Source organism: Ensifer sp. EB106-03-01-XG145 (genome assembly GCF_058792075.1).
Map to the genome: position 1 here is coordinate 77,847 of NZ_JBYTEC010000008.1, position 20,186 is coordinate 98,032.

Here is a 20,186-nt window from a genome sequence, read left to right on the forward strand (position 1 = left end):
GCGGCTTGGCCCCCAACTTTCGCTGGCAAAAGTGCCCAAATTCTCCGCCCTCAGCCGGCGGAACTACACGCGGCAGGTGCCGAAAACAGCGGGCGCTCGTTTTCAATATCCGTCCCCCTCAGCAGCGGGTATTCTTTCCTTCAACCGATTGGGAACGATTTTGCCGGATCCGCATCAAACGGTGGTTTGGAGGTGGATGATGAAGGATGTTCTCTTGCAAACAACACCGCTCGCGCTCGACCCCGATCATTTGACGGACCACGATCTCGTCCAGGGTGCGCTCGCCAATGATCCCGAAGCGTTCCGCACCATCATGCGCCGACACAATCAGCGGCTCTTCCGCATCGCACGCGCCGTGGTGCGCAACGACAGCATCGCCGAGGATGTGGTGCAGGAAGCCTATCTCCGCGCCTTCGAACACTTGGAAACGTTCCGCGGCGACGCCAGCCTTGCCACCTGGCTTCATCGCGTAGTGCTCAATGAGGCGCTCGGACGTCTGCGCAAGTCGTCCACCCGACGGGAAGTTCCGCTGGCAACCGAGCAGGCAAGTGCCGACATCGTGCCGTTTCCCAACGCGGCAAGCTCGGAGGATCCGGAACGCGCCCTTGCCCAACGGCAGATACTGCGTCTGGTGGAAGAGGCGACGGACGCTTTGCCGGAAGCGTTTCGCCTGGTCTTCACCGCCCGCGTCATAGAGGCCATGAGCGTCGAGGAAACCGCCGCCCTGCTTGGCATCAAGCCGGAAACGGTCAGAAGCCGCCTGCACCGCGCCCGCCAGCTCCTGCGCCGGCATATCGACCGCAAGATCGGACCCGTGCTGATGAATGCCTTCCCCTTCGCCGGTCGCCGTTGCGAAAGGCTGACGGCGGCCGTCATGAGCCGGCTCGGGCTCGTCAGGTGAAAAATTCGGGAACCTCCGCCGCCAGCCCGCATCCAATGGGTGTCATCCACAGAGACCGGCGGTAACGCTCCGCCGGAGAGGAGTTCCCGATGTATGCCCGCCTGACCTCCGCCTTCGCCCTCGCCTGCCTCATCAGTGGCGCCAGCCTTGCAGCAGGGAGCAAGATCAGCGATCCGCAGATCGCCCATATCGCCTACACCGCCGGCGCCATCGATATCGAGGCGGCCAAGCAAGCCCTGAAAATCTCCAAGGACAAGGACGTCATCGCCTTCGCCAACGACATGCTGCGTGACCACGAGGCTGTGAACAAGCAGGCCCTCGATCTCGTCAAGAAGCTCAACGTGAAGCCCGAGGACAACGACACCAGCCGCGCGCTGACGAAGGCCGCCACGCAAGAGCGCGAAAAGCTGGCCAAACTGAGCGGTACCGATTTCGACAAGGCCTATGTCGCCAACGAGGTTGCCTACCACAAGCAGGTCAACGGCGCGCTCGAAACCCTGCTGATCCCGTCAGCGAAGAATGCCGAACTCAAGGATCTGCTGGAGACCGGCCTCAAGCTGTTTCAGGGCCACCAGCAACATGCCGAGCATGTCGCTGCCATGATGAAGTAGGCTGCGCCGTGATCTCGAAACTGAGCCTTGGTGCTCTTTGCGGTCTGGTCCTTATGCTGCCCGGACCGCCGGTGCGGGCCGAAACCATCCGGGTCACGATCGAAAAGCTCGTCTTTTCGCCCGCCGAGATCAGCGCTGTCGTGGGCGACGTGATCGAATGGCAGAACAAGGACGTCATGGCGCACACGGCAACGGCCAAGGACGGTTTCGACGTGGTGATACCGCCCGGAAAAACGGCGACGCTCACCGTCACCAAGGCCGGCGTCTTCGATTACTATTGTCGCTTTCATCCGAACATGAAGGCACGCCTGCAAGTGCGGTAGAAGCGGAGGGCCCTCTTTTGCGGTTGGGGTGAGCGGGGCCCACTCCCGGCCACGACGGCGGCGCAACATCATCAGAGCGCGCCGCCGTTCACGGCGAAGTCACCGAACGCCGTCTGTATCCAAAACCGGAATCATGCGATGAAGCGGTCGGTTTCATTCGACAGGCGGCACGAGCATGAAGACGATCGGTTTTCTTTCCTTCGGACACTGGACACCTTCGCCCCAGTCGCAGACGCGATCCGCGGCCGACGCATTACTGCAGTCGATCGATCTCGCCGTCGCGGCCGAGGAACTGGGCGCTGACGGCGCCTATTTCCGCGTCCATCACTTCGCCCGCCAGCTCGCCTCGCCGTTCCCGCTCTTGGCGGCGGTCGGCGCCAAAACCAGCCGGATCGAGATCGGCACCGCCGTCATCGACATGCGCTACGAAAACCCGCTCTACATGGCCGAGGATGCGGGTGCCGCCGACCTCATCGCCGGCGGACGCCTGCAGCTTGGCATCAGCCGCGGCTCGCCGGAACAGGTGATCGACGGCTGGCGCCACTTCGGCTGCCAGCCGGCCGAAGGCGAAACAGAAAGCGACATGGCAAGACGGCATGCGGAGGTTCTGCTCGACGTCCTGCGCGGCGAAGGTTTCGCTGCGCCCAACCCGCGGCCGATGTTCCCCAATCCTCCCGGCCTGCTGCGCGTCGAACCGCACTCCGATGGTCTCAGAGAGCGCATCTGGTGGGGCGCCAGCTCGAACGCCACCGCTGTCTGGGCCGCCAAACTCGGCATGAACCTGCAGAGCTCGACGCTGAAGGACGATGAGACCGGCCTGCCGTTTCATGTCCAGCAGGCCGACCAGATCCGCGCCTACCGGGAAGCGTGGAGGGCGGCTGGTCACGCGCGTGAGCCGCGCGTTTCGGTCAGCCGCAGCATCTTCGCGCTGGTCGATGATCGCGACCGCGCCTATTTCGGCGGCGGAAACCAGCACGAGGACAAGATCGGTTTCATCGACGACAAAACGCGAGCGATCTTCGGGCGCAGCTACGCCGCCGAACCTGACGTGCTCATCGAGCAACTGGCCAAGGACGAAGCGATAGCGGAAGCCGACACTCTGCTTTTGACCGTCCCGAACCAGCTCGGCGTCGACTACAACGCCCATGTGATCGAGGCGATTCTGAAGCACGTCGCACCCGCTCTCGGCTGGCGCTAAGGCCGGCAGCCCGCCTCGGCCGAAGCAGACAGGGTTGTCGCCATTGGAGCTCTGATTGCCGTCGATCGAGCCCATAAGCATTCCCTCATAGACATTTCCGGCGGACGTCCTACAATTCCGTGCACCCCATTCTGCGGAGGGGCGCGATATGGCTGAAGAACGCGCTCAACGGCGTCTCGCCGCTATCGTGGCTGCGGATGTCGTCGGTTACAGCCGGCTCGTCGAACTGGACGAAGGCGGTACACTTGCGGCGTTGAAAGAACGCCGCAAGCAGATTCTCGATCCCCTTGTCCGCGAGCACAACGGCCGCATCGTCAAGACGATGGGCGATGGTGTGCTGGTGGAGTTTGCCAGTGCCGTGAATGCGGTCACCTGTGCGATCGATATTCAGAAGGGCATGGCAACAGCCAATCAGGGCCTTGCCGACGACCGCCGAATTCTTCTGCGCGTCGGCATCAATCTCGGCGATGTTGTCGTCGAAAGCGGCGATCTTTACGGCGACGGCGTCATTGTCGCCGCGCGGCTTCAGACCATGGCTGGTCCCGGCGAAATCTACGTCTCCGGCAACATATACGACCAGGTGCGGCGGCGCCTCTTTTGCGATTTCGACGCGCTTGGCCCCCACGCGATCAAGAACATAGTCGAGCCGGTTTCTCTCTATCGCATCAGCACGGCGACCTTGAGCCAAGGCAGCGGCGCCAAGGCCTCCTTGCCGTTGCCCATCAAGCCCTCCATCGCCGTCCTTCCCTTCACCAATATGAGCAACGAGCCGGAGCAGGAGGTCTTCGTCGACGGCTTGACCGAAGACCTGATCACCGACCTCTCCAGGGCCGGCGGGCTGTTCGTCATCGCCAGCAATTCGGTTTTCGCCTACAAGGGCCGGCATGAGGATGTGCGCCGCATCGCACGCGAACTCGGCGTTCGCTACGTGCTGGAAGGCAGTGCCCGACGGGCGGCCGGGCGTGTTCGCATCAACGCCCAACTGATCGACGCCTTGCAGGGTGATCACCTGTGGGCGGAGAGGTTTGACCGCAGCCTGGAGGATATGTTCGCCGTTCAGGACGAGGTGACGAGCAGGATCGTCGAAGCCCTGGTCGGGCGCCTAACCGACGCGCCGGCCCGGAACCGCCCATCGAACCTCAAAGCCTACGACTATTGCGTGCGAGCGCGCTCGCTCGGTCTGCAGACCGCAGGGGCAGCAAGAGAGGCGATCTTCCTTCTCGAGCGGGCGCTCGCACTCGATCCGGACTATGCGGAAGCGCATCGACTGCTGGCGCTGAACCTCTGGATGAGCTGGGAGTTCTGGGACCAGCCGATCGTTCCCTATCGGCAGCGCGCCGTCAGCGAAGCACAAAGGGCGGTAACGCTCGACCCCCACGACGCCGGGAACCGCTGGGTCCTTGGCATCATTCTCGGTCACGAGCGCCGTTGGGAGGAATCCGATACCGAGTTCGACCTAGCCCTGACGCTCGATCCGAACCACGCCGATGCCTGGGCGATGCGCGCCGACCTCATCGTTCTTTGCGGTCGACCGGCGCAGGCGATTGAGCATGTTCACAAGGCGCTTCGCCTCAACCCGCACCCACCGGGCTGGTACTATTGGATGCTTGGTCAGGCTCAATATGCAATTCGGGACTACGAGGCCGCGGTCCGAACCTTGCGTCGCCCTGAAACCTACCGAGCGACATCACGCCGTCTGCTCGCTGCCAGTCTGGCGCGGCTCGGTCGCCTGGACGAGGCACGGACCGAAGCGCAATTGTTTTTGATGAACAATCCGAACTTCACGATCGGCCAATGGGCCGCATCGCAACCGTTCCGGGACGAGACGATGCGGCAGCACTTCGTGGAAGGCTACCGCCTGCTGGACCTGCCCGAATAGGCGGCCCCATTCGGGAGACGCGCCAACCGACAGACGCGTCAGATCGCTATACCACGCGTCGCCTCTAAGCATTGTCGGTTGGATCCGCGGCAGCGGGCTTAAGGAACCTGTGGCGGATGCGCGACACCGAGATAGTAGTCGCCCTCGCCGCCGCTCTGATACTCACCGGTGTAGCGCTGGCGGGCGTCGCCCAATGTGCGTGCCGGCGGGCGATAGACGTAGCCTGGCGCTGGATCCATATAGATACTGCCTGTTGGCATCGGATCCACATAGACCGCCCCTGGCGCCGGCTCCACATAGACAGGCCCAGGTGCGGGCTCGAGATAATACGGACCCGTCGACATCAACCTATTCTGGGTGCCTGGCGGATTGTGCGGATCGATACCAGTATAAAAGCCGTTGGCCAGCACCGGACCAGCTGCCCCACTCAAGGCAAAGACGATTGCGGCGAATGACATCCTCTTGGAAACTCTCATAGCGTTGCTCCTGTCTCGGCTTCGCATCCGGCCCCGCGCAGGAGGCCCAGCAGGCTGCGCCTCCTGTCGGATGCTGCCCGAGAGATAAACGCCTGATCGCTGCAACCGTTCCGCCGCAGCCTCAATGCAGACCGAAGAGATTGAGCAGTTCTTCGCGGTGGCGGACAAATTCGGGCGCGCTGCGATCGCGGGGTCGCGGCAGATCGATCTCGATCAGCCTTGGTTCGCCACCCTTCTCGCGTGGCAGGATCAGGATACGGTCGGCGAGGTAGATCGCCTCCTCGAGATCATGGGTGACGAGAACGGTCGTCACATCCTCATCCCGCCAGATCCGTGCCAGTTCCTGCTGCATGCTGATCTTTGTCATGGCGTCGAGCGCGCCGAGCGGCTCGTCGAGCAGCAGGATTTCGGGCTGGACCGCCAGCGCACGAGCAATGCCGACGCGCTGCGCCATGCCGCCGGAGAGTTGCCGGGGATAGGCGCTTTCAAACTGCTGCAGGCCGACGAGCTGGACATAGCGTCGTGCCCGGTGCCTCGCCTCGCCGCGCGAGAGCCCCTGCGTCTCCAGCCCGAAGCCGACATTGTCGAGCACCGTCAGCCAAGGCAGCAACCTCGGCTCCTGGAAGATCACCGCGCGGTCGGTGCCGACGCCTTTCGTCAGCTTGCCGTCGATCAGCACCTCTCCGGCATCCGGATCCTCGAGCCCTGCCAGAACCCGCAGCAAGGTCGTCTTGCCGGAACCGCTGGCGCCGACGATCGCGAGCGTCTCACCTGAGCGGATGTTGAGGTTGATATCCCTGAGGACGGGCAATGGCGCGCCGTTCAGGCGGTAGGACTTGGAGAGATGGCGGATCGCCACCTCTCCACGACGAAGGTTCTGGGCAACGCTCATGGCCGGTCCTCAGTTGCTGGCCGATGCGCCGTCGACGGCGAAGAGCACGTCCTTTGGCGTCAGCTGGCCTTCCTTCAGCTTGCCTTCACGCACCAGAACGTCGATCCAGAACTGAAGGTCACGCTCGACGGGCAGGCCGCCCGCCCGCACGCCGTAGCCACGGAAATACTGGGCGATGTCAGGATTTTCGCCACGCGCTTGCAATGCCTTTGCGAGGATTTCCTTGGTTTCCTCGGGATGCTCACGCGCGTAGTCCAGCGCGCGGGCCGACTGCAGGACGAAGGTCTTGGCGGCTTCCGGATGTTCCTTGATGAAATCCCGGCGCAGCACGACGAAGCCTCCGGCAATCTCGCCAAGCACATCGGTGTCGTCGAAGATCGCACGCAGGCCACCCTTCTTGCGGGCTGCCCCTTCGAAGGTCGTCTGCCAGTAGCCGAAAGCGGAAATATCCACCTGGCCGGAGCGCAGAACCTGCTCCAGCTGCGGACCGGGGACGACAACCTGGTTGGCAGCGTCTGTCGGCAGGCCGACCGAATGCAGGGCTTCGCGGATCGTATAGTCGAGGTGAGCGCCGAGCGTGTTGACGGCAATGCTCTTGCCGGCGATGTCCTTGATGCTCTTGATCGGGCTGTCCTCGAGCACGTAGAAGATCGACTGCACCTCGTCGTTGATGCCGTTCGAGGGATAGGCAGCGACGAAATCGTTGCCGCTGATGAACGAATTCAGGACGGCGGACGTCGCGGCACCGCCGATCTCGACGTCGCCCGAGGCAAGCGCGATCAGCGAGGCCGGGCCGCCCGTGGCGTAGCCGATGTTCTCGATCGTGATGCTGGTGCCCTCGAAGTATCCGAGTTCCTGGGCAAGCTCGTGCGCCGACAGGCCACCCTGGCTCGCGAGATAGCGCAGCTTCACTTCGTCAGCGGCGGCCGCCGGTGCGGCAAGACTGAGGGCGACCGCCGCCGAGAGAAGAAGATTACGGGCATGGAAGGTCATATCGATATCCTTTCGAAGGAGAAATCTGGCAAAGAAACGATCAGGCGTTGGGTTGCGACCAGCGGCAGAGGTTACGCTGGAGCAGAACGAGCAGCGCGTTGGCGGCGAGCCCGAGCAGGGCGAGCAACAGGATCGCCGCGAACATCAGCGGGATCTGGAAGTTGTATTGGGCGTTCATGACCTGGAAGCCGATGCCCTTGTTGGCGCCAATCATCTCGGCGGCGATCAACAGCAGAAGCGCCGTGGTGGCCGAGAGGCGCAGGCCCACGAAGATCGCCGGCACCGAGGCCGGCAGCACCACGCGGCGGAACACAGTGAGCGGTCCGGCACCATAGGTTCGGGCCATCTCGATCAGCTTCTTGTCGACCTCTTTGACGCCGCCGATCGTCGAAAGCAGGATCGGAAACAGCGTCGCCCAGAAGATCACGAAGACCTTTGAGGTCTCGCCGAGGCCGAGCAGCAGGATGAAGACCGGATAGAGCGCCAGGGCCGAGGTCTGGCGAAAGAGCTGCAGGATCGGGTCGAGCGCCTGTTCGACAAGCCGTACCTGGCCCATGAACAGGCCAAGCGGGATGCCGACTACGACAGCGGCCGCAAAGGCGATGCCCGACCGCTGCAGGCTGATGGCGATATCATCCAGCAGCGCACCGCTGGCAAGACCGCCCCAGAGCGCGGACAGGATCACATCGAGGGGCGGAAAGACCGCCGGATTGACCCAGCCGAATGTACTGGAAAGTTGCCAGAAGGCGAGAAACCCGAGCACGACGCCATAGCGTGCGACGATCGAGCCAAGCAGGGCGCGCCAGCGGGAGACGATGGCCGGGACGGCTGTAGAGACCTGACCGTCAGCGCGGCCCAGTCCAAAGCTCGCTGCAAGCGACGTGTTGACGTGTTCGTAGGACATGATCGTACCTCACTCTGCTGCCTGAACGGCCGATCGCACGGCGGCCCAGCGGTTGACGGGAATGGGCAGACCGAGATTTTCCCGGAGCGTCCGACCCTCATAGGCCGTGCGGAAAAGCCCACGGCGTTGCAGTTCCGGGATGACCAGCTCGACGAAATCGTCAAGCGCCGTCGGGAACCAGGGCGGCAGGATGTTGAAGCCATCGGCGGCTTCGTTTTCGAACCACTCCTGCAGGGTGTCGGCGATCTGCTCGGCCGAGCCGACAATCGTGTAGTGGCCACGCGCTGACGCAATCCATTGATAGAGCTGGCGAATGCTGAAGTTGTTTTCGTCGGCGATCTGGCGGATCAGCGCCTGCCGGCTCTTCATACCCTCGGTTGGCGGTGCCGGCGGCAGCGGCCCATCGAGATCGTAGCCATGGAGATCGAGCGTGCCGCCGGTCAGGCCATTGAGCAGACCTATGCCATCCTCCTCGACGATAAGCGATGTCAGGCGATCGTACTTTTCGCGCGCTTCGGCCTCCGTTCTGCCGACGAAGGGGGAGACCCCGGGCATGACCAGAATGTGGTCCGGGTTGCGGCCGAGACCGCGCGCACGTGCCTTGATGTCCCGGTAAAATTCCTGCGCCGTCTCGATGTGCTGATGGGCGGTGAAGATCACCTCAGCCGTCGCGGCTGCCAGCCCGCGACCGTCATCAGACTGGCCGGCCTGGACGATGACAGGATGGCCCTGGGGTGAGCGCGAGATGTTGAGCGGGCCGCGAACCTTGAAATGTTCGCCGCGGTGATCGGTATCGTGCAGCTTCGCCGGGTCGAAGAAGACGCCCGTTTCCTTGTCGCGAATGAAGGCGTCGTCCTCAAAACTGTCCCAGAGTTTCTTGACCACGTCGACATGTTCGGCCGCGCGCCGATAGCGCTCGGCGTGCGGAAGCTGCGTCTCGCGGTTGAAGTTCTGCGCCGTCGCATCGCCCGTTGTCGTCACTACATTCCATCCGGCGCGGCCGCCGGAAATGAGATCGAGCGAGGCGAACTTGCGTGCGGTGGTGTAGGGCTCTTCATAGGTCGTCGACGAGGTCGCGATAAAGCCGAGATGGGTGGTGAGCGGCGCCAGCGCCGAAAACAGGGTCACCGGCTCGAAGCCCGCCACCCGGGCGTTTCCGCCCTCGCGCGCCCCGCCGAAGCCGATCGCCAGCCCATCTGCCAGGAAATAGGCGTCGAACAGACCGCGTTCCGCCGTCAGCGCCAGTTGCTTGTGAAATTCGAAACTGGTCGCCCCGTCGGCCGGCTGGTCGGGGTGGCGCCAGGCGGCGATATGCTGTCCGCCACCGGGAAGAAATGCTCCAAGCCGGATCTTGCGTGTCATCTCAATCCTCTCCTCTTCTCGCTGTAAATTCTTGGGCGTCAAGCGCCCCAGCGGCACGGATGAAGGGCTGTCTGCGACCAGACCCACGACCTTGGCTGCCAGAAAGACAGGCTACATTATCCATAATATTTATAGAGAAAGAGTATTTCCCGTGCGCCCGAGGCAAGTGAAAAGATTTTCGACACAGGCGCAGAAAGCGAGATCAATCGCCGTGTACCGGGGGACTGAGAGCTTGGGAGAGAAAGGCTGGTTGCGCCGTGACTTGTTGCGAGGCGAGCGCAGTGAGCCGAGCAATCCTGAGGACTCTCCACGGCTGTGGCCACAGCCTGGAACGCGCGATATCGCCGCAGCGCATACCGCTTCGGCCGAAATACCGTCGCTCCGCGAGACCCGGGCGGTGCCTGGACAATCAGCCAATCGCACCGGAGAAATTATTCTACTCTGAGTGGTTTTCGAGCCAAAGGGTTTCTTATTCTGAATCGGGCACTCGACTATTTTTTGGGCACTTGCGGCGGCCGTTGCCAAAAAATGCGGCCACCGCCATCCAATGAGAGTAGAAGACGTGTCCCAAGCAACCATCAAATCTCCCCCGAAACCGATTTACGCCTCCTTCGGCTTTCAAGTCCTGGCTGCCATGCTGATCGGCCTGCTGCTAGGCCTCATCGCCCGCAACATGGGCGTCGATGCCAGCGGCAACCCGAACTGGCTGACCGTGACGCTCCAGACGATCGGCTCGATCTTCGTCCAGCTTCTGCGCGCCCTCGTGCCGCCGCTCGTCTTCACCGCCATCGTCGCCTCGATCGCCAATCTGGCGACGCTGCAGAATGCCGCGAAACTCGTCTGGCAGACGCTGCTCTGGTTCGCGATCACATCGCTGATTGCCGTCGTCATCGGCATCGCCCTCGGACTGATCCTTCAGCCGGGCGTCGGCTCTGCCGTATCGCAGGAAGCCGCCAAGGCGCCCTCCTACGCCGGCTCGTGGCTTGATTTCCTGAAGGGCCTGGTGCCCGCCAACGTGCTCGGCCTCGAAGCCAGCACCAAGGTCACCGATACGGGTGCCACCACCTCGCTCAATTTCAATGTCTTGCAGATCCTCGTCGTTTCCATCGCCGTCGGCGCCGCCGCGCTGAAGGTCGGTGATGCCGCCAAACCGTTCCTCGCCTTCAACCAGTCGCTGCTCGCCATCGTCCGCAAGATCCTCTGGTGGGTTATCCGCCTGACGCCGATCGGCACGATCGGCCTGCTTGGTCGCGCTGTCGCCCAATATGGCTGGGAAACGCTGGCGCAGCTCGGCTGGTATGCCGCGGCCGTCTATATCGGCCTTGCGATCGTGCTCTTCATCGTCTACCCGGTGCTGCTCATCGGCCACGGCCTGAAGCCTTCACGCTTCTTTGCCGGCGCCTGGCCGGCGATCCAGCTCGCCTTCGTCTCGCGCTCCTCCGTCGGCACCCTGCCCGTCACCGAAACGGTGACCGAAAAGAGCCTCGGCGTGCCGCGCGAATACGCCGCCTTCGCCGTACCGCTCGGCGCGACCACCAAAATGGACGGCTGCGCCGCGATCTACCCGGCCATCTCGGCGATCTTCATCGCGCAGTTCTTCGGCCTGCCGCTCGGGATCCAGGAATATGTGCTGATCGTCTTCGTCTCGGTGCTTGGCTCCGCTGCCACCGCCGGCCTCACCGGTGCGACCGTCATGCTGACGCTGACGCTCTCGACGCTCGGTCTGCCGCTCGAAGGCGTCGGCCTGCTGCTCGCCATCGACCCGATCCTCGACATGGGCCGCACGGCGGTCAACGTCGCAGGCCAGGCACTAGTGCCGACGATCGTCTCCAAGCGCGAAGGCATTCTCGACGAGACCGTCTACAACGGCGACAAGGTCGTCGACGACCTTGAGCCGCTCGCGGCTGCGGCCCGCGCGGCCTAGCGCTCCGCGCAAACGAAGAGCATGCGGGCCAACGGTCCGCATGCTCCGGCTCGGCTCGACGTACACCGGTGCCGGCAGACGCCGATCGGCAGCCGGGGCTTCGAAGTTGCATCCATCGATCCAGCAGAGCTTGCAGAAGCAAGCCGACAGGCGGATCTTCTTGCGAGACTATTGAGTGTCGGATCGGATCGAGCGCGCAGGCGAGCATCGTGCCCAGCCGAACGCAAGTGGCGTCATGTTTCCCGCCCGACTGCTGAAAGGGACCAGCGATGTCTCTCACGGAATTCCATCTTGTTACGCAGTGGACCATCGATGCTCCGGTCGAAGACGTGTGGCGGGAGCTGAGTACGCCAGAGGTCTGGCCTGAATGGTGGCCATCGGTAAAGCGGGTTTCTCTTGTGCGCGAAGGGGACGAGCGCGGGGTGGGCTGGGTTCGTCGTCTCGAATGGGTGACGGCGCTGCCCTATGAACTGGCTTTCGACATGGAGACGGTAAGGGTCGAACCACCGTCGATCATCGAAGGCAGGGCCTTCGGCGAACTTGAGGGCGTCGGCCGCTGGACGTTGCTGGGCGAAGGCCCGCGTTGCCATGTCCGTTACGACTGGATCGTCAAGGTCACCAAACCCTGGATGATCACGCTCTCATTCATCCTGAAGCCCATCTTCCGTTGGAACCATGGGGTGGTCATGGAGCGTGGCCGGCGCGGTCTCGTGCGTCGCCTCGCCCGCGTCTAAACGCTATTTTGAGCACACCTTTTCCCAAAGACAGGAAGAGCACAGCCCGTCCGGGCGACGCCAAGATCGGGGCACTGCTCCAGCGCGCCAAGAGGTTGCGCAATCGCGCCCTTCTCTCAGACGACTACCGCCCCAAGGCCCACGCCTCCCTTACGTTGACAGAGCGTTTCCGATAGCGGCCGTACTTGTCGTTGCTCATTTAGTCAGATCAAATTAGTCGCAGCTAAACGACGCGCCTCTAGTCATCGCCGCAGAACCCGCCTCCGCTGCGGAGGCAACTGGCTAAACGGCAATGGTCTGGCTTGAAGTCGCCCGGGGAGATCGCCCGCTCTTGCGAAGCGATCGTTCTCATCGAAACCACCGAAGTGCTGTCCGCCCAAAAAGATTTGAGGCACAATTGGGCGCCCGCCGGAGCGGAGAACCTCACCGCTGGGGTCGCTGAAATGTCAGCGACGGCGATCAATATGAATCTCTGGATGTGTCCGAAACTGGAGCAGGACGCGAGTCCGTTTGCCGCATGAGTGAATTTATCCCTAACATATCAGGCACGGGCCCTGTCGCCACGAGCTTGGAGATCTGGGTAGGTATGGCCTTGATCGGGGCGCTCGGATTTGTTCTCGGCTTCGCCATGAATCGTGGATCGATCTGCACCGTCATCGCCACGAAGGAGTTGGTATCGGAGAAGAGGCCGGCACGTTTCATCGCTCTGGTCGAATGCGCCGTCTGGGCGGCCCTCGTCTACGCAATCCTCGAAACGGCACCGATGATGCAGGAGGGCTGGTCGCCACTCGGCTACCTCGTTCCCGCTGCCATTTTGCTTGGGATCGGCAGCTATGTGAACGGCGCTTGTGTGTTCGGGTCTGTTGGGCATATCGGAAATGGCGAAATCGGATTCGCATTCACGTTTCTCGGGATCTATGCGGTCCTCTATATTGAATCCGTGTTTGATCTGCTTTCGGATCAGCCGCCGATAATTGCTCCCCCGTCGCTGGAGGCGGCGCTTCTGGCGCTTGCATTGTTGGCGATCATGGCTCTGAGGCTCGGCGTTTCACGCAGATCCGAGTCAAACTTCCGGCGGCTGACGATAGCGATGGGAGCGATCGGCATCACCTCTACGGTCCTGACGCTTCTTGCGCCCGGGTTCTCAATCACCGCATCGGTCGGAGCGATCGCTTCGATACCTGTCGCGGGAGCCGTGATTTCGGTCTGCATGTTCGGCGGCAGCCTCGTTTCCGCAAGACTTCGGAAGCATGGATTCATGCTGAAACGGCCGACAGTGAAGACCATAGTCAAGAGAACGCTTGCGGGCATCCTTATGGGACTGGGTGCACTACTCATTCCCGGTGGGAACGACACGCTGCTGTTGATCGGTCTGCCCGCAGGGGCCTGGCAGGCGGCGCTCGCCTACGTGCTGTTCGTTGCGACGCTTGCCGCGCTCATTGTCAAAATCGGTTCGGTGGCAAAACCTTGGTCATGACGCTGCTACACCGGCAAGATGCTTGTCCGCCTCTAGAGCATCCAGCTTTCAAGTGGAATCATAGAAAGCGGATAAGATGCTCCAGAATCAAAGTGCGAGAGTGTCCTTAGTGCGTTCGTCTGAACGCACGGCGCTCTAGTCCCATCCATGTTGATCGGGTCCGCGACACCGCGGTGCGGTCCACACGTCTATCCGAACAAAAAAATGCCCCGCTCGATGGCGGGGCAGGCGCGCATCCCCAGCTTAAAGGATGCGAGGGAACTTGGGATTCGAAGCAGGCAACGTCCTGACCGGTGGCTCCGAGGCGAGCCGCTCCCGGCTCTATGCCGCCGACATCTCCTGTTGAACGAGAGCCGTTCGATTGCCGCGGTGGAGATCCGCGGCGAAGGCGCAAGCCGCCGTATGGCCCGCCGAAAGCACCCGCGATGGCGGCATCGCCTTGGCACAATCGTCGACGACAAGAGGGCAGCGGGTCCGGAACCGGCAGCCGGACGGCGGATTGGTCGGGCTGGGCACCTCCCCGATCATCAACGGTCCCCTGCGGTTCTTTTCGATCCGCGGATCCACCTCGGGCGCCGACGCCAGCAGCATCTGCGAATAGGGGTGGCTCGGATGATCGTAGAGTTCCCGCGACGAGCCATGCTCGACGATCTTGCCGAGATACATGACGTAGACACGCGACGCCGCCTGCCGCACCAGCGCAAGATCATGGGCAATGAACAGGCATGCAACGCCCAGATCCTTCTGCAGCCGCAGGAAGAGGTTCATCACCTGCGCACGGATCGAAAGATCGAGCGCGCTCACCGGTTCATCGCAGATTAGCACCCGCGGGTTCACGGCGAGCGATCTGGCAATCGCCACGCGCTGGCGCTGGCCGCCCGAAAGCTCGCGCGTGTGACGGTCCCTGACCGCAGATGCCAGACCGACCTGGTCCAGGAGCTCCTTGGTGCGGCGATCCCGCTCCTCCGGCGATCGGGTGCCGGCGATCACCAGCGCTTCGTCGATCGCCTCGCCCACCGTCTGTCGATCGTTCAGGGACGAATAGGGATCCTGGAAGACGTATTGCAGCGCCCGGCGGCTGTCGCGCAGGGCCGCTCCGGAGAGAGCGCTGAGATCGACGCCGTCGAGAAGCACGCGGCCGCTGCTTGCCTTCTCGAGCCCGACGATGGTGCGCCCGAGGGTCGACTTGCCGCAGCCGGATTCGCCGACCAGGCCGACGATCTCGCCCGGATAGAGTTCGATCGAGACATCGTCGACGGCATGGACAAATTTGCCCCGCTGAACGCTCTTGAAGCGCGTCTGCAGGTTTTCGACCTTGAGAACAGGTGCTTGTGTCATGCGGCAGCCTTTCCTTGATTGATGACGGGGCAAGCCACGAGCACGGCGCTGTCATCCGACCGGACTAACGGCGGCCGGCTGTTGCCGCATGCGGGAACGGCGAGCGCGCAGCGCGGCGCAAGGGCGCAGCCCTTGATCGGTGCACCGAGCGTTGGCGGAATGCCGGGAAGCCCCCGGAACTCCGATCCGATCGGGTCCTCTCGCCGCGGTATCGCGTTGATCAGGCCCTGCGTGTAGGGGTGACGCGGGCTCAGCAGAACTTTGTCCACCGGACCGCATTCGGCAGCGCGCGCCGCATACATGACGACGATGTTGTCGGCTGCACCGGCGACCACGCCCATGTCGTGGGTGATCAGCACCATCGCCATGTTCAGCCGACGCTGCACGTCCTTGAGCAAGCGCAGGATCTGCGCCTGAACCGTCACGTCGAGTGCGGTCGTCGGCTCGTCGGCAATCAGAAGCTTCGGCTCGCCGGCAAGCGCAATGGCAATGACGATGCGTTGCCGCAAGCCGCCGGAGAGCTCGTGTGGATATTGCCGAAGCCGCGCCAGCGGGTCGGAGATGCCGACGAGCTTCACGAGTTCCAACGCGCGTGCCTCGGCGGCCCTCGGCGTCATGTCGAGATGCAGTTCGGCCATCTCGGCGATCTGCCGCCCGATCCGGCGGACCGGGTTGAGGGCGCTCATCGGGTCCTGGAAGATGAAGCCGACGGACTTGCCGCGCAGCTTCTGGATCTCGGGTTCCGGCAGGCCGATCAACTCTCGGCCCTCGAGCTTGACGGAGCCGGAGAGCATCGTCGTCACGCCGGTCGGCATCAGGCCGAGCGGCGCGAAGTTCATCACCGTCTTGCCGCTACCGCTTTCGCCGACGATGGCGAGACATTCGCCCTGCCGGACCGAATAGCTGACGCCATCGACGGGGCGGACCGCCGATTTCGCGGTCAGCAAGTTGACCGTCAGGTTGCTGACATTCAGGAGCGGTTCGTCATGCATCGGAATTCTCCTTGCCCCAGCTTGCGACCTCGGCCCGACGGATTGCGAGCATGCGTCGGGTGAGCGGTTTCGGAATGCGGTTGAGCGCGATGGATTCCCCCAGCGTGTTGAAGCCGATGACGGCGGCTGTGAGCGCGAGGCCCGGCAGCAGAACCTGGCGCGGGTCGGACTCGAGATAGGGCAGCGCATCCACGAGCATCTGCCCCCATTCCGGCGTCGGCGGCTGGATGCCGAGACCGAGGAAGCTCAGCGTCGCGACCGCGAGCGCAGCCGTGCCGGCGTCTGCCGTCGCATAGACCATCACCGAACCGATCGTCCCTGGCAGAAGGTGACCGAAGTAGATGCGCCAGGGGCTGGCGCCCAGCACCCGCAAGGCCTCGATATGCGGCTTGCTCATGATGCTGACGGCGACCGCCCGGCTGATGCGGCCGCTCATCGGCCACCAGGCAAGCGCCAGCGCCAGCACCATCGTCCAGTATCCGGGGCCGACGATGCCGATGACGGCGAGCGAGATGATCAGGCTCGGAATGGAGAGACCGACATCGACGACGCGCATCAAGAGGTCATCCACCCAGCCGCGATGATAGCCGGCGATCGTTCCGAGCAGGATGCCGATGGTCATGGCGACGCCGAGAACCGAGCCCACGCTGACGAGCGAAGTGTTCGCGGCGATGATCAACCGGCTGAAGGTATCGCGTCCGAGGTGGTCGGTTCCGAGCCAGTGAGCGGTTGACGGACCGAGCCCGGCATCGAGCAGGTTCTGGGTGCTCGGATCCTGGGGTGCAAGCCAGGGCGCGAAGGTGCCGAGAGCAACGAATAGGCCGATGGTGATCAGTGCCGCGCGCGGCATCTTGTTCAATCGGGCAAAAATGGGATTGAGCATGTTCATGGTCAGCTCCATTGGCGACGAATGCGCGGATCGGTCAGCAGGACTGCCAGATCGACGATCAGGTTCACCACGATGAAGAAAGTGAGGAAGATGAGCAGGCACGCCTGCACCACCATGAAATCGCGGAAGCGGACGCCGGCGAGGAAATAATCTCCCAGGCCCTGCCAGGCGAACAGCGGTTCGACGATGATGGCGGTCGCGGTCATCAAACCGACCTGGGTGCCGAGCGCGTTGATGAAGAGGGGTGTGATGTTGGGCAACGCCTCACGGAACAAGATGGCGGTGCGGCCGAGGCCCTTACTTTTCGCGGTCAGAACGAAGGGACTCGTCATCGCCTCTTCCAGACCCACCCGCACGACACGACTGAGGACGGCAGCCGGCAGAACGGCGACGGTGAGCCATGGCAGGATCCAGCTTTTCGGACCATTGAAACCGAACGATGGCAGGAGCTGGAAGGTGACGGAGAAGGCGTAGATCATCAGCGCGCCGACGAAGAACGTCGGGGTCGATGCGCCGAGGAGCGCCAGACCGCGCGAAACGCGATCCGGCAATTTGTAGGGCCAGAAGGCACCGAGGAACCCCAAGGCCAGGCTGATGAGGGTGGCGATCACGGCCGAGCCCGCAATCAGCGTTCCCGTCACGAACATCCGGTTCGCGAGGTCCGCGCTGACATCCGTTCCCGTTCTGTAGGAGATGCCGAAATCTCCGCGAACCGCATCGCCCAGCCAATCCACGTAGCGCATCAGCAATGGCTTATGCAGTCCTATCTCTTCGGCAACCTGTTCGACGTAACCCGGTGTTGCGACCGCCCCCCGAAGCTCGGCAATCAAGACTGCAACATTACCGGGTGCCGAAACCACGAGGGTGAAGCAAACAAGGGACGCCATGAACAAAAGGACCAGGGAATGCTTCAGCCGCTTGCTGATGAAGTGGATCAAGGTACTCTCCTCTTACTCGGCCAGCAGAACGTTTTCGTAGGGCATGTCGTATTCGGTGACCGGGCTCGAAAAGCCGTGGATCCGCTTGGAATGCGCCCAGATGCTTGGCACGTAGACTAGCGGCGCAATCGCGTCGTTGTCCCTGAGCCAGTCGTAGACCTTCTGGATAGTCGGCTGAATCTGGTCCCCCGTTGCCGCCATCGCCGCGTTGATCAATGGATCCAGATTGGTCGGATCGGTGACCAGCTTGCCCTCGACGTCATTGTGGAAGGTCGACAGGCACAGCCCCACGATCGAGCCGAATGGATCGTATGGCGCACCATAGGTCAGGAAGAAGCCGAGATCGTACTTCTGTTCCAGCATGTCGGTGTGCTTGGAGGCGTGATCGACCGAGCGGATCACCAGGTCGATGCCGATCTCCTTCATCTCCGACTGGATGACTTCGGCGATCACACGCGATCCCGGCACGGCGTCCGGGCTGACGACCAGTTCGAGCGTCAGCGGCTTGCCGTCCTTGGATCTTATGGGGCTTCCCGTCCAGCCGGCCTTTTCGAGCAGGGCCGAGGCGGCCGCCGCATCGCGAACCGGTGCATCCCTCTGCGTTCCAGCATAGGGCAAAGCGCTGGAGAACATGTTGCCCGCGGGCTTGGCGTACCCGTGGTAGAGCACCTTGGAGATCGCCGCGCGATCGATGCCGATGCTGACGGCCCTTCGCACCGCCGGATCCTTGAGCGCCTCGGCGCGGTCCGGATTATAGGCCATCACCAGCGTGACATTGCCCGGATCGACGACAACATTGAAGCCCGCCGCCTCGAGCTGCTTGCCTTCTTCCGGGGTGAGCGGCGCGATCCAGAAGCCGCCGATCAGGTCAAGTTCGCCGGCACGCAGCGCTGCAACCCGCGACCGTGCATCGGGGACGACCTTGGCTTCAAGGCGTTCATAGGATGGCAACTCGCCCCAGTAACCTTCGTGATGCTCGAAGACGCTCTGCGTATCGTCGGCGCTGATCTGACGCCACGGCCCGGTGCCCACAGGCTCCTTGAACTTGCCATCAGCGCCAACCGATTTGGGCGAAAGAAAGCGCGTCGGCCGGGTGTAGGAAAGCTCCTGCATCAGCGCGAGAACCGGCTCCTTGAAATGCAAGGTGATGTGGTAGTCGTCGACCACCTCAAGCGACTGGAAGTGTTTTGAGCAATTCATCCAACTGAACTGGTCGAGCCCCATCCAGCGCTCGAGATTCCATTTGCACGCGGCAGCGTCGAACTTGGTGCCGTCCTGGAACGTCACGCCCTGGCGCAACGTCAGATGCAGCGTCTTGCCACCGTCCTCGATCTTCCAGTCGGTCGCTAGGCACGGTTCGATCTGGCCGCCCTTGCCGTATTTCACGAGCGGTTCGAACATCAGATCCTGGATCGCCCAGATGGCATAGTGGCTCTGCGGATCGAGATTGCCGGCAGGCTTGGCGATGGCGACCCGGAGCGTGCCGGCTGCACCCTGCGCATAGACGATTTTCGACAAGGCACCCTGTGCGATGGCCAAGCCGATAGCGCCGGCCGCCCCTTGCAGGAACGTACGTCTCTTCACTGACATGAATTTTCTCCTCCTTGTGGGCGCTCCTCGCGCCGTCGATACAAGCGGCCTCCACACCGTTTTGTATAGACAAAAGAACTGTCTCACGTATGCAATCTTTGGTCAATATCGTATTTTGGATTGTAGGCATTTTGAACATTGAGTGAAAAACCACCAGGTCTGGCGCATCGAAGTTGGCAAGAAATCTCCCACTTCTCGGCTCATTTGATCAAACAATGGATTCTGCAACGGGAATTTATCAGCCAAAGCGGCCTTCGTCGGCTTGAAATCTCCGAAGATCGCCGAATTCAAATTGTATGCAATATGAAGAAAGCCGCGTCACTTGTCGTTGCGTTCGCGCGAGTTGAATAGCGCCAAGGCGATACCCGCGCTTCCAAGGCGTTACGCGCGCCTGAGGGCAGCGCTATCTCCGCAAGCATCCCTTGATATATCCCCTCCAGGGGGATAGGTTACGAGCATGAACGAACACAGACACGATACCCATCCCGAGATCGTCAAGCGGCTGAAGCGCGCCGAAGGGCACCTGAAGAGCGTCATTGCCATGATCGAGGGCGGCCGCCCCTGCCTCGACATCGCCCAGCAGCTCCACGCGGTGGAGAAGGCGATCAGCCAGGCGAAACGAACCCTGATCCAGGACCATCTGGACCATTGCCTGGAAGACACGATCGGTGCGCTTCCGCGTGACCAGCGCCACTCCATCGACGAGTTCAAGGCAATCACAAAGTATCTCTGAACGACCACGCCCGCCCCGACTGCAACCGCCAC

The 20,186-nt window shown here is 62.5% G+C and carries 19 protein-coding genes; 9 read left to right on the forward strand and 10 right to left on the reverse strand.

The features are described from left to right. Nucleotides 1-199 precede the first annotated feature (199 nt). From AC3WWH_RS19655 to AC3WWH_RS19675, 5 genes are all read left to right on the forward strand, one after another. Complete coding sequence (locus AC3WWH_RS19655; RefSeq protein ID WP_082640892.1) at nt 200-901, forward strand: RNA polymerase sigma factor; 702 nt, start codon at nt 200-202, stop codon at nt 899-901. Nucleotides 902-990: 89 nt separating this feature from the next. Then, entirely contained in the window at nt 991-1,512 is a 522-nt protein-coding gene (locus tag AC3WWH_RS19660) for a DUF4142 domain-containing protein (protein WP_058323063.1), read from the forward strand. Nucleotides 1,513-1,565: 53 nt separating this feature from the next. Next, the gene (locus AC3WWH_RS19665; protein ID WP_058323062.1) at nt 1,566-1,835 is read left to right on the forward strand and encodes a cupredoxin domain-containing protein; all 270 of its coding nucleotides are present in this window, start codon (nt 1,566-1,568) and stop codon (nt 1,833-1,835) included. Nucleotides 1,836-2,010: 175 nt separating this feature from the next. After that, on the forward strand, nt 2,011-3,033 hold the full coding sequence (locus AC3WWH_RS19670; RefSeq protein WP_058323061.1) for an LLM class flavin-dependent oxidoreductase: 1,023 nt from the start codon (nt 2,011-2,013) through the stop codon (nt 3,031-3,033). A 148-nt stretch (nt 3,034-3,181) separates the two neighbouring features. After that, on the forward strand, nt 3,182-4,912 hold the full coding sequence (locus AC3WWH_RS19675) for an adenylate/guanylate cyclase domain-containing protein (RefSeq protein WP_058323060.1): 1,731 nt from the start codon (nt 3,182-3,184) through the stop codon (nt 4,910-4,912). A 98-nt stretch (nt 4,913-5,010) separates the two neighbouring features. On the opposite strand, the gene AC3WWH_RS19680 is transcribed toward AC3WWH_RS19675, so the two are convergent. From AC3WWH_RS19680 to AC3WWH_RS19700, 5 genes are all read right to left on the reverse strand, one after another. Then, the gene (locus AC3WWH_RS19680; protein ID WP_057255374.1) at nt 5,011-5,388 is read right to left on the reverse strand and encodes a hypothetical protein; all 378 of its coding nucleotides are present in this window, start codon (nt 5,386-5,388) and stop codon (nt 5,011-5,013) included. Nucleotides 5,389-5,509: 121 nt separating this feature from the next. Beyond that, a complete protein-coding gene (locus AC3WWH_RS19685) occupies nt 5,510-6,280 on the reverse strand; it encodes an ABC transporter ATP-binding protein (protein ID WP_057255373.1) in 771 nt (256 codons plus the stop codon). A 9-nt stretch (nt 6,281-6,289) separates the two neighbouring features. Continuing rightward, nucleotides 6,290-7,273, reverse strand: a complete 984-nt coding sequence (locus tag AC3WWH_RS19690; RefSeq protein ID WP_492377177.1) for an ABC transporter substrate-binding protein — start codon at nt 7,271-7,273, stop codon at nt 6,290-6,292. 40 nt (nt 7,274-7,313) lie between these two features. Further along, nucleotides 7,314-8,177 carry an ABC transporter permease gene (locus AC3WWH_RS19695; protein ID WP_058323057.1) on the reverse strand — a complete coding sequence of 288 codons (864 nt, stop codon included), beginning with the start codon at nt 8,175-8,177 and terminating at the stop codon, nt 7,314-7,316. A gap of 9 nt (nt 8,178-8,186) precedes the next feature. Further along, nucleotides 8,187-9,539, reverse strand: coding sequence for an LLM class flavin-dependent oxidoreductase (locus tag AC3WWH_RS19700; protein WP_058323056.1), 1,353 nt, complete (start codon nt 9,537-9,539; stop codon nt 8,187-8,189). 562 nt (nt 9,540-10,101) lie between these two features. Between AC3WWH_RS19700 and AC3WWH_RS19705 the strand changes: the two genes are divergently transcribed. The 3 genes from AC3WWH_RS19705 to AC3WWH_RS19715 all read left to right on the forward strand — a co-directional run bounded on the left by AC3WWH_RS19705 (nt 10,102) and on the right by AC3WWH_RS19715 (nt 13,674). Further along, entirely contained in the window at nt 10,102-11,463 is a 1,362-nt protein-coding gene (locus AC3WWH_RS19705) for a dicarboxylate/amino acid:cation symporter (protein WP_058323055.1), read from the forward strand. A gap of 269 nt (nt 11,464-11,732) precedes the next feature. Then, nucleotides 11,733-12,197 carry an SRPBCC family protein gene (locus tag AC3WWH_RS19710; protein ID WP_058323054.1) on the forward strand — a complete coding sequence of 155 codons (465 nt, stop codon included), beginning with the start codon at nt 11,733-11,735 and terminating at the stop codon, nt 12,195-12,197. A gap of 478 nt (nt 12,198-12,675) precedes the next feature. Then, nucleotides 12,676-13,674 (forward strand): YeeE/YedE thiosulfate transporter family protein, encoded by a 999-nt coding sequence (locus tag AC3WWH_RS19715; protein ID WP_492377178.1) that lies wholly within the window; start codon nt 12,676-12,678, stop codon nt 13,672-13,674. Between the two features lie 321 nt (nt 13,675-13,995). Here AC3WWH_RS19715 and AC3WWH_RS19720 read toward each other — a convergent pair whose 3' ends face one another. From AC3WWH_RS19720 to AC3WWH_RS19740, 5 genes are read right to left on the reverse strand one after another with little or no spacing between them, the layout of a single operon-like run. Next, entirely contained in the window at nt 13,996-15,012 is a 1,017-nt protein-coding gene (locus AC3WWH_RS19720; protein ID WP_113398736.1) for an ABC transporter ATP-binding protein, read from the reverse strand. After that, complete coding sequence (locus AC3WWH_RS19725) at nt 15,009-16,004, reverse strand: ABC transporter ATP-binding protein (RefSeq protein ID WP_058321455.1); 996 nt, start codon at nt 16,002-16,004, stop codon at nt 15,009-15,011. Before AC3WWH_RS19725 ends, AC3WWH_RS19720 begins: the two co-directional genes overlap by 4 nt. Continuing rightward, on the reverse strand, nt 15,997-16,905 hold the full coding sequence (locus tag AC3WWH_RS19730) for an ABC transporter permease (protein ID WP_113398737.1): 909 nt from the start codon (nt 16,903-16,905) through the stop codon (nt 15,997-15,999). The genes AC3WWH_RS19725 and AC3WWH_RS19730 overlap by 8 nt, the downstream gene beginning before the upstream one ends. Next, complete coding sequence (locus AC3WWH_RS19735) at nt 16,896-17,831, reverse strand: ABC transporter permease (RefSeq protein ID WP_058321216.1); 936 nt, start codon at nt 17,829-17,831, stop codon at nt 16,896-16,898. Before AC3WWH_RS19735 ends, AC3WWH_RS19730 begins: the two co-directional genes overlap by 10 nt. A gap of 12 nt (nt 17,832-17,843) precedes the next feature. Beyond that, entirely contained in the window at nt 17,844-19,421 is a 1,578-nt protein-coding gene (locus AC3WWH_RS19740) for a nickel ABC transporter substrate-binding protein (protein WP_492377179.1), read from the reverse strand. A 457-nt stretch (nt 19,422-19,878) separates the two neighbouring features. Here AC3WWH_RS19740 and AC3WWH_RS19745 point away from each other — a divergent pair, with 457 nt between their 5' ends. Next, nucleotides 19,879-20,154 carry a metal-sensing transcriptional repressor gene (locus AC3WWH_RS19745; protein WP_058322157.1) on the forward strand — a complete coding sequence of 92 codons (276 nt, stop codon included), beginning with the start codon at nt 19,879-19,881 and terminating at the stop codon, nt 20,152-20,154. Nucleotides 20,155-20,186 lie beyond the last annotated feature (32 nt).

Coding starts and splice junctions, on each gene's coding strand:
- AC3WWH_RS19655 (WP_082640892.1), top strand. CDS start 200: ATGAAGGATGTTCTCTTGCAAACAACACCGCTCGCGCTCGACCCCGAT.
- AC3WWH_RS19660 (WP_058323063.1), top strand. CDS start 991: ATGTATGCCCGCCTGACCTCCGCCTTCGCCCTCGCCTGCCTCATCAGT.
- AC3WWH_RS19665 (WP_058323062.1), top strand. CDS start 1,566: ATGCTGCCCGGACCGCCGGTGCGGGCCGAAACCATCCGGGTCACGATC.
- AC3WWH_RS19670 (WP_058323061.1), top strand. CDS start 2,011: ATGAAGACGATCGGTTTTCTTTCCTTCGGACACTGGACACCTTCGCCC.
- AC3WWH_RS19675 (WP_058323060.1), top strand. CDS start 3,182: ATGGCTGAAGAACGCGCTCAACGGCGTCTCGCCGCTATCGTGGCTGCG.
- AC3WWH_RS19680 (WP_057255374.1), bottom strand. CDS start 5,388: ATGAGAGTTTCCAAGAGGATGTCATTCGCCGCAATCGTCTTTGCCTTG.
- AC3WWH_RS19685 (WP_057255373.1), bottom strand. CDS start 6,280: ATGAGCGTTGCCCAGAACCTTCGTCGTGGAGAGGTGGCGATCCGCCAT.
- AC3WWH_RS19690 (WP_492377177.1), bottom strand. CDS start 7,273: ATGACCTTCCATGCCCGTAATCTTCTTCTCTCGGCGGCGGTCGCCCTC.
- AC3WWH_RS19695 (WP_058323057.1), bottom strand. CDS start 8,177: ATGTCCTACGAACACGTCAACACGTCGCTTGCAGCGAGCTTTGGACTG.
- AC3WWH_RS19700 (WP_058323056.1), bottom strand. CDS start 9,539: ATGACACGCAAGATCCGGCTTGGAGCATTTCTTCCCGGTGGCGGACAG.
- AC3WWH_RS19710 (WP_058323054.1), top strand. CDS start 11,733: ATGTCTCTCACGGAATTCCATCTTGTTACGCAGTGGACCATCGATGCT.
- AC3WWH_RS19720 (WP_113398736.1), bottom strand. CDS start 15,012: ATGACACAAGCACCTGTTCTCAAGGTCGAAAACCTGCAGACGCGCTTC.
- AC3WWH_RS19725 (WP_058321455.1), bottom strand. CDS start 16,004: ATGCATGACGAACCGCTCCTGAATGTCAGCAACCTGACGGTCAACTTG.
- AC3WWH_RS19730 (WP_113398737.1), bottom strand. CDS start 16,905: ATGGAGCTGACCATGAACATGCTCAATCCCATTTTTGCCCGATTGAAC.
- AC3WWH_RS19740 (WP_492377179.1), bottom strand. CDS start 19,421: ATGTCAGTGAAGAGACGTACGTTCCTGCAAGGGGCGGCCGGCGCTATC.
- AC3WWH_RS19745 (WP_058322157.1), top strand. CDS start 19,879: ATGAACGAACACAGACACGATACCCATCCCGAGATCGTCAAGCGGCTG.